The organism is Vibrio sp. Scap24, assembly GCF_013394185.1.
Lineage (GTDB): Bacteria > Pseudomonadota > Gammaproteobacteria > Enterobacterales > Vibrionaceae > Vibrio > Vibrio pomeroyi.
This window is the reverse complement of sequence record NZ_CP041332.1, coordinates 1228685-1242075: the sequence shown is the minus strand read 5'-3', so window position 1 is coordinate 1242075 and position 13391 is coordinate 1228685. Positions and strand designations below refer to the sequence as shown.

Annotated in this window: 9 protein-coding genes; 8 read left to right on the top strand and 1 reads right to left on the bottom strand. The window is 44.5% G+C overall.

Annotated features, from left to right (window positions below; genetic code table 11):
* The first annotated feature begins 13 nt into the window (after positions 1-13).
* The 8 genes from FLM53_RS05095 to FLM53_RS05060 all read left to right on the top strand — a co-directional run bounded on the left by FLM53_RS05095 (position 14) and on the right by FLM53_RS05060 (position 11754).
* Positions 14-2353: a patatin-like phospholipase family protein gene (locus FLM53_RS05095; protein ID WP_176680414.1), complete on the top strand. Its 2340-nt coding sequence runs from the start codon at positions 14-16 to the stop codon at positions 2351-2353.
* 272 nt (positions 2354-2625) lie between these two features.
* A complete protein-coding gene (gene acnB / locus FLM53_RS05090; RefSeq protein WP_132969751.1) occupies positions 2626-5214 on the top strand; it encodes a bifunctional aconitate hydratase 2/2-methylisocitrate dehydratase in 2589 nt (862 codons plus the stop codon).
* A gap of 267 nt (positions 5215-5481) precedes the next feature.
* A complete protein-coding gene (locus FLM53_RS05085; protein ID WP_132762108.1) occupies positions 5482-5850 on the top strand; it encodes a YacL family protein in 369 nt (122 codons plus the stop codon).
* A gap of 249 nt (positions 5851-6099) precedes the next feature.
* Positions 6100-6438, top strand: coding sequence for a P-II family nitrogen regulator (glnK, locus tag FLM53_RS05080; protein WP_004738200.1), 339 nt, complete (start codon positions 6100-6102; stop codon positions 6436-6438).
* 27 nt (positions 6439-6465) lie between these two features.
* Positions 6466-7695: an ammonium transporter gene (locus FLM53_RS05075; protein ID WP_017633251.1), complete on the top strand. Its 1230-nt coding sequence runs from the start codon at positions 6466-6468 to the stop codon at positions 7693-7695.
* Between the two features lie 144 nt (positions 7696-7839).
* On the top strand, positions 7840-8853 hold the full coding sequence (locus tag FLM53_RS05070; protein WP_176680413.1) for a Fe(3+) ABC transporter substrate-binding protein: 1014 nt from the start codon (positions 7840-7842) through the stop codon (positions 8851-8853).
* Positions 8854-9100: 247 nt separating this feature from the next.
* Complete coding sequence (locus tag FLM53_RS05065; protein ID WP_176680412.1) at positions 9101-10726, top strand: iron ABC transporter permease; 1626 nt, start codon at positions 9101-9103, stop codon at positions 10724-10726.
* Positions 10726-11754 (top strand): ABC transporter ATP-binding protein, encoded by a 1029-nt coding sequence (locus FLM53_RS05060; RefSeq protein WP_176680411.1) that lies wholly within the window; start codon positions 10726-10728, stop codon positions 11752-11754. Before FLM53_RS05065 ends, FLM53_RS05060 begins: the two co-directional genes overlap by 1 nt.
* 174 nt (positions 11755-11928) lie before the next feature.
* On the opposite strand, the gene FLM53_RS05055 is transcribed toward FLM53_RS05060, so the two are convergent.
* Positions 11929-13341, bottom strand: a complete 1413-nt coding sequence (locus tag FLM53_RS05055) for a phosphoglucomutase/phosphomannomutase family protein (protein WP_176680410.1) — start codon at positions 13339-13341, stop codon at positions 11929-11931.
* Positions 13342-13391: the final 50 nt, after the last annotated feature.

Sequence of the window (13391 nt, the reverse complement as noted above, 5' to 3'; positions counted from 1 at the left end):
GATAGTTTAAAGAATGATTTCTCGTTGGTTAGTGAGCAGCTTAGGTGTTGTAGGTACAGTGATCAGTTTTCAACTGTTTGCTGCAACTGCGGCAAAGGTTGTTTCATCAGAACACGTTGAGCTTGCACAAGCTCATAAAAGGCCAACCGTCGCTGTCGTTCTTGCTGGTGGGGGAGCGAAAGGTGCTGCCCACATCGGTGTGCTTAAGGCCTTAGAAGAGATGCAGATCCCAGTCGATTACATCACTGGTACCAGTATGGGCGCCTACGTTGGCGGTCTTTATGCGACAGGAATGAGCGCTGACGAGATTGAAAGTTTTATTTATACGGTTGATTGGAATCGCGGCTATCGCGATCGCGTTAACCGTAGTGATCGCCGTGTACGTGATAAAGAGTATGAAGATCGCTATCAATTGAACACCGACCTCGGTTTAGGTTGGGGGGAAATCAAAGCGAGAAAAGGTGTGGTTCAAGGTCAGAATATGTTGCGTATCCTGCGTGAGACCACCGGCAATCTATCTTCATTCGACTCTTTCGACAACCTTGCTATCCCATACCGTTCTGTAGCAACCGATATCATCGAACTTGAAGAAGTCGTCATTGACCATGGTCATCTCGTTGATGCCATGATGGCGAGTATGTCAGTACCCGGAGCGCTTCCACCTTATGAAGTCGATGGGCGAATGCTGGTCGATGGTGGTGTGACCAATAACATGCCTGTGGATGTTGCCCGAGCGATGGGTGCAGACATCGTCATTGCTGTTGATATCAGTACAAATTACAAGAGCAAAGAAGACTTCACTAACTTTCTTGCTGCCGCAGACCAACTCTCTAATTACTTAGTTCAACGCAGTACTCAAGAGCAAGCCGCTACGTTAACGGACCATGATTTCTTCCTACGCCCTGATGTTGGAGAAATGGAAACCACAGAGTTCGATAAAATGCCGACGGCTTATCATGCTGGGTATGAAGCGACTAGGCAGTACACAGAACAGCTTTCTAAGTTGTCACTCTCGAATGCAGACTACCAACACTATATTGATGACAAGCAGAAGGCTCGTAGACAGCTGAAGCACGGTGATAAAACCGTGATCGACAAGGTGGTTATCAATAACAACACCCACTATTCAGACAAGCTGCTTGAAAACCGCTTAAACCTCGATGCTGGTGAGGTTCTGAAAACCAGTGAAATCGAATCTAAAGTGCAAGATCTTTATGCATTAGATAGATTTGAACTCGTGACTTATGAATTTGATACGGTTGATGGTGAAGAGCAACTTCATGTGGATGTGGATGAGAAGTCATGGGGGCCTAACTACCTTAACTTCCGATTCTTTCTTGAAGATGATTTCTCTACCACAAGCCAATACTCGATCGGTCTTTCGGCTAACTTCACCGATATTAACTCGCACGGTGCGGAGTTAAGAACCAATATCGAGATGGGTACGGATAAACGAATTGAGGCGGAACTCTTTTCGCCTTTCTTCTCTAGTCAGAAGTTATTTACTTCAGCTTCGATTGTCTACAGTAAGCAAAACCGAAATTTGCCAGTGGACATTGATGAGATTGAAGAACCTACTCTGGATGTAACTCAAGACTATTTCCCTATGACATACAGCGAATACATTGGTGAAATCGCGTTGGGCTATCAACCCACTTTGTGGCAAGAGCTGAAATTCGGCGCGCGTTATACCGATGGTGATGTGGAGGTGGCTTCGCTGCCTTCTCTTGGTAACGGTGGGTACAAACGTATTGGCGGTTTCATCAGTTATCGATTGGATACTTTAGATAACTTTAGCTTGCCTACCGAAGGCTATTTTGTCGACTTGGAATATCTGGTCTCTCATGACGACTTTCAGAATGATACTAATATCAATGACACTGAACTCACCTCTGAGAGTGATACTGTTTATGAGTTTTCAGCGAATTTCATGGCTGCACAAAGTTATGAAAGACATACTTTAGTCGGAAAGGTCGATTATGGCATTGTGGAGAGTAAGAACTCGATTTTTCCTATCGACCCTAAAGAGCTAGGTGGTTTCCTTAACCTATCCGGTATCCCAAGAAATAGCTTAATCGGTCAGAACTTGGCGTACACCAGTCTGATCTATCGATATAAGTGGTTTGAAAATGACTTCGGTCTTTTTGAATCACCGTTCTACGTGGGCGCATCCATTGAACATGGTGGTGTCTGGTCGAACAATGATTTAAGGCTTGATGAAGCGCCAATGTATACAGCTGGGTCTGTTTTCGCGGGTGTGGATTCGCCAATTGGGCCAATCATATTAGCTTATGGACGAACGGAAGATAACTTCGACTCGGTTTACTTGATTGTAGGAACCTCTTACAAATAATCATGCGCAGAGTCGTCATTTAAGTGCGTAAATAGGCAAAAATAGTGGGACTTTCGTCTTAACTTGCTATGTTGGTCAAAATGATAAGATTTTAATTTAACGTTAAATTTGCTATTCTACCGCCCACAGTTTGGCCTCTATGACGCCGCTCATCAATACAAATTGAATGACAAAAATGGCAATGGAGAGCCAAGTTTCCAAGGATGTTCACTTCTTTATTTTACTAACAATTATGAAGGTAAGAAGTGAACCGCAATGAGAGGAAAAAAGTCGTGCTTGAAGCCTACCGTAAACACGTCGAAGAACGTGCTGCCGAGGGAGTTGTTCCAAAACCACTAGATGCTGAGCAGGTTGCTGGCCTAGTTGAACTTCTGAAGAATCCACCTCAAGGTGAAGAAGAAATCATTCTTGACCTACTAGAAAACCGCATTCCACCGGGTGTAGATGAAGCTGCTTATGTAAAAGCAGGTTTCCTTACGGCTATCACAAAGGGTGAAGTATCATCTCCGCTAGTAAGCAAAGCAAAAGCTGCAGAATTGCTTGGTACTATGCAAGGTGGTTACAACATCGAATCTCTAGTATCTCTGCTTGATGATGCTGAGCTTGCTCCTATCGCTGTTAAAGCACTGTCTCACACTCTCCTAATGTTCGATGCATTCTACGACGTAGAAGAGAAAGCGAAAGCTGGCAATGCTGCTGCACAACAAGTACTTCAATCTTGGGCTGATGCTGAATGGTTTACAGCGAAAGATAAAGTAGCAGAAAAAATCACAGTAAAAGTATTCAAAGTCACTGGTGAAACGAACACCGATGACCTATCTCCAGCGCCAGATGCATGGTCACGCCCTGATATCCCAGTACACGCAAAAGCGATGCTGAAAATGGAGCGTGAAGGCATTACTCCTGATGACCAGGGTAACGTTGGTCCAATTACTCAAATTGAAGAACTACAAAAAGATGGCATTCCACTGGCTTACGTTGGTGATGTTGTTGGTACAGGTTCTTCTCGTAAATCTGCGACAAACTCAGTGCTTTGGTTCATGGGTGAAGATATCCCATTCGTACCAAACAAACGCACTGGCGGTGTTTGTCTAGGTGGTAAAATTGCTCCAATCTTCTACAACACAATGGAAGATTCAGGCGCACTACCTATCGAACTGAACGTACAAGACATGAACATGGGCGATATCATTGATATCTACCCGTACGAAGGTGTTGTTCACAAAAACGGTTCTGTGATTTCAAACTTCGAACTCAGCAAAGTTCTTCTAGATGAAGTTCGTGCTGGTGGTCGTATTCCACTGATCATCGGTCGTGGTCTAACTGGTCGTGCTCGTGACTCTTTAGGTCTAGCTGAAACGGATATGTTTGCTAAACCAATTGACCCTTCTGCGTCTGATAAAGGTTACACGCTTGCTCAGAAGATGGTAGGTAAAGCATGTGGTGTTGAAGGCGTGCGTGCTGGTCAGTACTGTGAGCCTAAGATGACAACCGTAGGTTCTCAAGATACTACGGGTCCTATGACGCGTGATGAGCTTAAAGACCTTGCATGTCTTGGCTTCTCTGCTGATTTAGTGATGCAGTCTTTCTGTCACACGTCGGCATACCCGAAACCGGTTGATGTTAACACTCACCATACGTTACCTGATTTCATCATGAACCGTGCGGGTGTTTCACTGCGTCCGGGAGATGGTGTTATCCACTCATGGCTAAACCGTATGCTTCTTCCTGATACTGTTGGTACAGGTGGTGACTCGCATACTCGTTTCCCATTAGGTATTTCGTTCCCTGCGGGTTCTGGTCTAGTCGCATTCGCGGCAGCAACGGGTGTTATGCCACTTGATATGCCTGAATCTATCTTGGTTCGTTTTAAAGGTGAAATGCAGCCAGGTATCACGCTACGTGACCTAGTACACGCGATTCCTTTATACGGTATCAAGCAAGGTCTACTGACTGTAGAGAAAGCAGGTAAGATCAACGAATTCTCTGGTCGCGTACTAGAAATTGAAGGTGTTGAACATCTATCTGTTGAGCAAGCATTCGAACTTTCTGATGCATCTGCTGAGCGTTCTGCTGCAGGTTGTACGGTTAAGCTTTCTGAAGAGTCTATCTCTGAGTACTTGAACTCGAACATCGTGATGCTTAAGTGGATGATCGCTGAAGGCTACGGTGACGTTCGCACTATCGAACGTCGTATTACAGCTATGGAAGAGTGGCTAGCTAACCCTGAGTTACTGTCTGCTGATTCAGACGCTGAATACGCTCACGTTATCGAGATCGACCTTGCTGACATCGATCAACCAATCCTATGTGCTCCAAACGATCCAGATGATGCTCGTCTTCTTTCTGACGTTCAAGGCACTGAGATTCAAGAAGTGTTCATCGGTTCTTGTATGACGAACATCGGTCACTTCCGTGCTGCAGGTAAGATGCTTGAAGAGTTCAATGGTTCTCTAAACACTCGCCTATGGGTTGCTCCGCCAACTAAGATGGATAAAGACCAGCTGACAGAAGAAGGCTACTACGGCATCTTCGGCCGTGCAGGGGTTCGTATCGAAACTCCGGGTTGTTCACTGTGTATGGGTAACCAAGCACGTGTTGCAGACAAGTCGACAGTAATGTCTACGTCTACTCGTAACTTCCCGAACCGTTTGGGTACTGGTGCGAATGTTTACCTAGCTTCTGCTGAACTTTCTGCGGTTGGTGCGATTCTTGGTCGTATCCCAACAAAAGAAGAGTACCTAGAGTACGCAGAGAAGATTAATGCAACGGCTGCAGATACATACCGCTACCTGAACTTCCATAAAATGGGTCAGTACACGGAAAAAGCAGATACAGTTATTTTCCAAGAACCAGCCTAGTTCCTCGTCATATTTGTAGCGGCAGCGTTGTTGACGGCGTACGTTCACCCTAATTACATAGAGCTTCTATGCTCATAGGGATGAACGTACTTGTCGCCTAGCTGCTACTCCAACTATTTAGAGAAACCCAAATGATAGAGCGTCTACTTCGGTAGGCGTTTTTTTATGTCTGAATGTTCGGTGACGAGCGACTCGATCTATTGATGACTTCGCTATATACTCTCGCCTCATTTTTAACCCTATCTGTCATTAGTGCGCGGAGCCTTTATGGAATTTGAATTTACAAGAAACACTTTAATGGGCGAGTACTATGTAAAGTGCAGCATGGGGCACGAGATCGTTGGCCGCTGGCTACAAGAAGAGATCGGTAAAGATAAGCAGAAACTAGAAAATGTAATGGCGCTTATTGAGCAATCTCGACAGGATCTGAGCAATGAAGTGACCTTGCTTGGTAAAGAGATCAGTTTAGCTATCAATGAAGACGAAGTGACGATTCAAGAAAACGTACTTGGCCACGAGCAAGAGATGGAAGAGGGCAGTGAGTTCGACTTTTATAACTGCGAGAGCCAAGCAAGCTGTGGAATCGATGACTTCGAGCTACTGATTGAGCGTTGGATGGAGTTTCTAGGTTACTAGTCTTTGATTTTCTAAGCTCGATATTCTGTTTCTATTTTAGCTTTTGAGACCTTGTTGCCCAAAACTGGAGCAACAATAGTGCAACGCATTAAGATAGTGAAAAGGCCGCACCATATTGGTGCGGCCTTTTTTGTTATTACGGCTTTATTATTTCTATATTCTTTAAAATCAATAGGTTAACTTTTTGGCACGCTACTTGGATTGTAATAAGAGAATTAACGGATTAAGTGAAGAATTTAAGGAACGAATATGAAACTAATAAATGCCATTGTTAAGCCATTCAAATTAGATGATGTACGTGAAGCTCTCTCTGATGTGGGTATTGAAGGTATGACGGTCTCTGAAGTGAAAGGCTTTGGTCGTCAGAAAGGACACACTGAATTGTACCGTGGTGCGGAATACCAAGTAGATTTCCTACCAAAGGTAAAACTAGAGATAGCTACTCAAGCTGAAAATGTTGACCGAGTTGTTGAAGCGATTAGCCAAGCGGCACACACCGGAAAAATCGGCGATGGCAAAATTTTTGTGTATGACCTAAGCCAAGCCGTACGAATTCGTACTGGTGAAATGGATGCTGAAGCACTTTAAAGAATTACAAGGACTGGAGACTTTAATATGGAACTTACAACAACAGTAACGGAACTACGTTACGCACTAGACACTTTTTTCTTCCTCATTTCAGGTGCGTTAGTAATGTGGATGGCAGCAGGCTTCGCGATGTTAGAAGCTGGCCTAGTTCGTTCAAAGAACACCACAGAAATTTTAACTAAGAACATCTGCTTGTACGCGATTGCTTGTACTGCTTTCTTAGTTGTTGGTTACAACATTATGTATGTGGATAACGGTGAAGGCGGTTGGTTGCCATCATTCGGTACTCTGATTGGTACTCAAGGTGAAGGTGCAGACCACTCTTTAGAATCAGATTTCTTCTTCCAGGTAGTATTCGTTGCAACAGCAATGTCTGTGGTATCTGGTGCGGTTGCTGAGCGTATGAAGCTTTGGTCATTCCTAATCTTCTCAGTAGTACTAACTGCGTTCATTTATCCTGTTGAAGGTTACTGGACTTGGGGTGGTGGTTTCCTATCAGAAGCAGGCTTCAGTGACTTTGCTGGTTCAGGTATTGTACACATGGCTGGCGCAGCTGCTGCATTAGCAGGTGTTCTACTACTGGGTGCTCGTAAAGGTAAATACGGTAAGAATGGTGAAATCTACCCAATCCCTGGTTCAAACATGCCGCTTGCAACACTAGGTACATTTATCCTTTGGTTCGGTTGGTTCGGTTTCAACGGCGGTTCTCAACTAATGGTTTCAGACTTCGAGAACGCGACAGCAGTTGGTCAAATCTTCCTTAACACCAACGCAGCAGCAGCAGCGGGTGCAATCGCAGCACTACTAGTATGTAAAACAACTTGGGGTAAAGCAGACCTAACAATGATTCTTAACGGCGCATTAGCAGGCCTAGTAGCAATCACTGCAGACCCTCTATCACCATCACCTCTATTCGCAGTAGCAATTGGTTCGGTATCTGGCGCATTGGTTGTATTCAGCATCATCGCTCTAGACAAAGCTAAGATTGATGATCCAGTAGGTGCTATCTCAGTACACGGTGTGTGTGGTTTCTTCGGTCTAATGGCTGTGCCACTAAGCAACGCAGATGCAACATTCGGTGCTCAACTACTAGGTGCTGCAGTAATCTTTGCTTGGGTATTTGGTGCGAGTCTAGCGGTATGGGCTGTGCTTAAAGCGACAATCGGTATCCGTGTAAGTGAAGACGAAGAGCTGGAAGGTATGGACATGCACGATTGTGGTGTAGGCGCTTACCCAGAATTTGTGTCGGTAAAATAATTTACAAACATTTACACTTAACCTACTTGAAACCTGCTCTGATGAGCAGGTTTTTTTTATGTTTAACATTGTGTTTAATCTAATGATACATATAATAATGCAACTGATAAATATTATCATTTCTATGCAAAAAAGGATTGAATCATGAAAAAACTGCTAACTCTTTCAGCTCTTGCGTGCAGCACAATCGCACCAGCAGCAATGGCTGCTGAAGAAGTAAACGTATACTCTTACCGCCAACCTTTCCTTGTTGAGCCAATGTTCGATGAGTTCACAAAAGAGACAGGTATCGAGGTGAATGTTAAGTTTGCTAAGAAAGGTTTAGCAGAGAAGCTAGCTCAAGAGGGCGAATACAGCCCTGCAGACGTGGTATTAACTGTTGATATCAGCCGTCTATCTGAGCTAACTGAAAAAGGTTTGGTTCAAGCGGTAAACAGCGACGTTCTAGAAAAGAACATCCCAGCTCAGTACCAAGATGCGGACAACGAGTGGTTTGCTCTAACAACTCGTACTCGTAGCGTTTACTCTTCACGTGACCGTGTTGGTCGTCTAGGTGAAGATTTCACTTACGCTGATCTAGCTAAGCCTGAATTCAAAGGCAAAATCTGTACTCGTAGCGGTAAGCACCCATACAACGTTTCTCTAGTATCTTCTATGATTGCTCATAAAGGCGAAGCTGAAACTAAAGAGTGGCTAGAAGGCGTAAAAGCTAACCTAGCTCGTAAACCTCAAGGTAACGACCGTGCACAAGTTAAAGCTATCAAAGAAGGTCTATGTGACGTTTCTCTTGGTAACAGCTACTACCTAGGTAAGATGGTTAACGATAAAGAGCAAAAAGCTTGGGCTGACGCTGTTTACATCAACTTCCCTAACCAAGAGACGACGGGTACTCACGTAAACATCTCTGGTATGGCAATGGCTAAATTCTCTCCAAACAAAGAGAACGCAGTTAAGCTAATGGAATTCCTATCTGGTAACACAGCACAAGGTATGTACGCAGAAGTAAACTACGAATACCCAGTTAAAGCTGATGTTAAACCTTCTGAGCTAGTAGCTTCTTGGGGTGAATTCAAGGCAGATACTATTTCTCTAGACCAAATTGCAGATCACCACGAAGCTGCAATCAAGCTTCTAGACGAAGTTAAATTCGACCTGTAATTCCTAATATTGGCTTCGGCCAATATTAGATTAAACAACCTCAAGTCGCCGTTTTTGGTGCTTGGGGTTGTTTTGTTTTAGTTAAGTCACTTTTTGAAACAAAGCTCTTGATGGATCTTGAGAGTTATTAGCACAGCTCCTTGAAGTCATTACAGTATATGGGTATAAATAACCCCCACCACTAAAAGGGCATGAGATGTATTTGCAACTGCATTTGTATTCCATTAAGCCTCGTTGTAATTAGGCGATGAAAGAAAAGAATTATTTATGGAACACCAGTAGTGGGGTTATAGCTGCACTACTGGTTTTTCCGATCTTAGCGATATTCACGACCGCTGTGGGTGAAACAGATGAGCTTTTTTCTCATTTGATGTCCACGGTGATGCCGACCTATGCTTATAACACTGTCGTTTTAGTGCTAGGAACCATGTTCTTATCGCTGCTATTTGGTATTCCTTCGGCATGGATCATGGCGATGTGTCGTGTACCTGGCGAAAAGGTGCTGCAGTGGGCTTTAGTTCTACCGCTCGCGATGCCGGGTTATATCGTGGGCTATATATTTACCGATTGGTTTGATTTCGCCGGCCCTGTGCAAATCTTACTTCGTGACCTCACTGGATGGGGGCCAGGAGAGTATTGGTTCCCAGACATAAGAACCTTAACCGGCGCTATTATCGTCCTCTCTTTAGTGCTGTACCCTTATGTTTACTTGCTATGTCGTGCTGCATTTATGGAGCAGAATGTTTCGCTGTTGCAATCTGCTCGTCTATTAAAGTGCTCGCCTTGGGAGAGCTTTCGTCGCATCTCATTACCCTTAGTTCGTCCTTCGATTGCAGTTGGTTTATCGCTTGTTGCAATGGAAACCATCGGTGACTTTGGTACGGTGAGTTACTTTGCTGTAAACACCTTGACGACCGCGGTGTATGACACGTGGCTTGGCTACTCTAGCCTGACCGCTGCCGCTAAGATCTCAGCCATTATGTTGATTATCGTGATACTGCTGTTGAGCTCGGAACGTTACAGTCGTCGTAAGCAGAAGCTGTTTCAAAACCAATTCAGTAGTCGAGAAGATTTCCGTTACAACTTAGTTGGTTGGAAGAAGTGGTTAGCACTATTTTGGTGTTGGGGTTTAGTCTGCGCGGCGTTCGTGTTCCCTTTAGGGCAATTACTGATTTACGCTTACAAGTATTTTGCACAAAGCTGGACGGCTGAGTTCCGCGAGTACGCACTTAACAGTTTAAATGTCTCGATACTTGCAGCGCTAATTGGTGTGGCGATTGCGCTTATTGTTAACTTTAACCAACGCGTAAGCCCTGCGAAGCATAATCTAGCCTTCATGCGCCTATCTTCTATGGGCTATGCGGTGCCAGGAACGGTATTAGCCATCGGTGTGATGGTGCCCGTTTTGTTTATGGACCACCTAGTAAACGACATAGCTAAAATGATGGAGTGGGGACGTCCGGGGCTGATTTTCTCAGGCTCTATGTTTGCGCTTATTTTTGCGATGGTGGTGCGCTTTTCTGCGGTTGCTATTGGCAGTGTGGAAAGTAGTTTAAGTAAAGTTTCTCCTTCATTGGATATGGCTTCAAAGACCATGGGGTGCAACACCAACCAGATGCTGCGTCGAGTGCATTTACCTCTGATTAAACGCGGTGCCTTGATTGCTGGATTACTGGTGTTTATCGAGTCGATGAAAGAGTTAAATGCGGCTCTATTGCTGCGTCCATTTAACTTTGAAACCCTAGCAACCTATGTTTATAACTACGCCTCAGATGAGCATCTAGAGCTGGCTGCGATGCCTGCCGTGTTACTTGTACTGGTAGGCCTCATCCCGTTGATCATCGTTAACCGTTCTTTGGAGCAAAAAAACTAATGAGCTGTGCATTATCCATTAAAGATCTGACTTGTAAGTATGAGTCACAAACGGTTCTTGAGTCGCTTTCTCTTGAAGTTGAACATGGCGAGATCGTATGTCTGCTTGGTGCCAGTGGTTGCGGTAAAACGACTTTGTTAAAGGCTATTGCTGGGTTATTGCCTTTGAGCCATGGTGTAATGAACCTCAATTGCCAAACCATTGATGATGGTAAAAACTGGTTACCGCCAGAGCAACGTAACATCGGCATGATCTTCCAAGATTACGCACTGTTCCCACATCTGACGGTAAATCAGAACGTGGCATTTGGCCTGCGTGATATGTCTGAGCAAGACAAGAAAGCAAAGGTTCAAGAGATGCTTGAGCTCGTTCATCTTGATCAATATGGCGATCGTTACCCGCATCAATTGTCTGGTGGTCAGCAACAACGTGTCGCGATTGCGCGTTCTTTGGCTTATAAGCCGGATCTACTGTTGTTGGATGAACCTTTCTCGAACATTGATACTCAAGTACGCCATGAGCTGATCTCTCAGATTCGTAAGATCTTTAAGAAGCAGGGTGTAACGGCAATCTTTGTGACACACAGCCGTGAAGAAGCATTTGCCTTTGCGGATAAAATGGCCGTGATGAACCATGGTGTGATTGAACAGTATGGTTCAGCATCTGAGTTGTACTTCCACCCATCAAGCAAGTTTGTGGCTGATTTCTTGGGTGGTGGTAGCTACCTGAATGCACAACGTATTTCAGACAATGAGTTTGAAACCAGCTTAGGTCTGATTGAAGCGAAAGCACAAACAGAGATTGAGGTGGGTGCGGATTGCGCGTTGTTGTTAAGACCTCAACATATTGTAGCAAGCCGTGATGCCGATAGTAATCTGTCTGTACTGGAGCAGCAATTCATGGGCGACCATTGTCGTTATGTGATTGAAGCCAATGGTCAGAAGTTATTAGCGACCTCGTCGGAAGCGCTTGAAGTCGGTATGCCAGTCACTGTGAAAGTAGATACTAAAGGTGTGCTGGCGTTCTAACTTAGCTTAGTCGCTAGCTAGATCCACTAAATCCGACTCAGCTAAGCAATAGAAGTTAGCCATAAAAAAGCCCAGCACTTTAATCTAAAGTACTGGGCAAGAGTTCTTCATCTATAGGCTTTAACAAGGCAGTAATTTGTTAAGTCCCATTTAAAACTGCTGCACTCTATAAGCCTATAGAGAGAGGAAGTCTTTCACTTTTTGAAGAACACGTTCTGCAGTGTCTTGGTCTTCCATTTCTGCGAAGATTCGTAGTAATGGCTCTGTTCCTGAGAAACGAGCAATCACCCAGCCACCATTCCTGAAGTACACCTTAGCACCATCTTCATAGCTGACTTTTTCAATTTCATATTCAAATTCAGGCAGTTGTTTCTCAACGTAGATCTTGGTGTAGAGCGCTTCTTTCTCTGAAGGTTTAAACTTACAATCGCCTTCCGCGGTGTAGGCATAGCCATATTTAGAGTAGATCTCATCAAGCAACTCAGACAATTTCTTGCCTGTCACGCTGATCATTTCAACCAGTAGGCTTGACGCGAAGACGCCATCCTTACCCTTGATGTGGCCACGAATGGTTAAACCACCCGAGCTTTCACCACCAATCAGAGAGTCATCAGCTTCCATTTGTGAGCTGATATGCTTAAAGCCTACTGGAACCTCAAAGCTCTTCTCGCCATGATCCGCCGCGACTTTATCGAGTAGGTGTGTGGTTGCGATGTTACGAACTACAGAGCCTTTCCAGCCTTTGTATTCCAACAAGTAGTAATAAAGCAGCAGTAGCACTTCGTTAGGGTGAATGAAGTGACCTTTCTCATCGATGATACCCAAACGGTCAGCATCGCCATCGGTACCAATACCAATGTCATAACCTTCTGCAGCAACTAAGTGCTTCAAGCGATACAGCGTTGCTGCGCTTGGAGAAGGCATTAGGCCACCGAAGTCTGGGTTTTTGCCATCGTTGATTACGTCGACATCACAACGCCCGTTGATAAGAACCGTTTGCAGAGCGTTTTTCGCCACACCAAACATTGGGTCGATCAGCACGCGTAGATTCGCTTTCTTAATCGATTCAATATCGATGGCATTAATGATGGAATCAACAAAGGCGTTCATCGGGTTGATGATTTCGATCTCTTTGTCATTCAATGCTTGCTCAAAATCGACACGAATAACATCTTCATTGGTCAATGTTGCAATTTGCTGTTCGATCTTCTCGGTGATGATCTCATCAGCATCACGTCCACCTTCAATGAAGATCTTAATACCGTTGTAGTCAGCTGGGTTGTGAGAAGCGGTAATACATGCCGAGTAAGTGCAGCCCATTTCTTTCGCTTGAAACATCACGATAGGAGTTGGAACGAACTTATCGATGAAGCTCACTTTGATGTTGTTAGCCGCTAATACTTCAGCAAACCAACATGCGGCTTTATCGGAAAGGAAGCGACGGTCATAGCCGATCACGAATCCGTTCTTGGCTGCATTTTCGTTGTTGATGATGTTTGCGAGGGCTTGTGCCACAAGGCGAACGTTCTCTCTCGTGAACTCTTCACCAATGAAAGCGCGCCAGCCACCTGTACCAAATTTAATCATTAGAAAATCCTTTTAGTCTCATTGTCTCAAGCCTGTAAAGACTTGAGACA

What these genes read in the sequence shown, in the direction of transcription:
- FLM53_RS05095 (WP_176680414.1), top strand. Translation starts at nt 14, where the DNA reads ATGATTTCTCGTTGGTTAGTGAGCAGCTTAGGTGTTGTAGGTACAGTG.
- FLM53_RS05085 (WP_132762108.1), top strand. Translation starts at nt 5,482, where the DNA reads ATGGAATTTGAATTTACAAGAAACACTTTAATGGGCGAGTACTATGTA.
- glnK (WP_004738200.1), top strand. Translation starts at nt 6,100, where the DNA reads ATGAAACTAATAAATGCCATTGTTAAGCCATTCAAATTAGATGATGTA.
- FLM53_RS05075 (WP_017633251.1), top strand. Translation starts at nt 6,466, where the DNA reads ATGGAACTTACAACAACAGTAACGGAACTACGTTACGCACTAGACACT.
- FLM53_RS05070 (WP_176680413.1), top strand. Translation starts at nt 7,840, where the DNA reads ATGAAAAAACTGCTAACTCTTTCAGCTCTTGCGTGCAGCACAATCGCA.
- FLM53_RS05065 (WP_176680412.1), top strand. Translation starts at nt 9,101, where the DNA reads ATGAAAGAAAAGAATTATTTATGGAACACCAGTAGTGGGGTTATAGCT.
- FLM53_RS05060 (WP_176680411.1), top strand. Translation starts at nt 10,726, where the DNA reads ATGAGCTGTGCATTATCCATTAAAGATCTGACTTGTAAGTATGAGTCA.
- FLM53_RS05055 (WP_176680410.1), bottom strand. Translation starts at nt 13,341, where the DNA reads ATGATTAAATTTGGTACAGGTGGCTGGCGCGCTTTCATTGGTGAAGAG.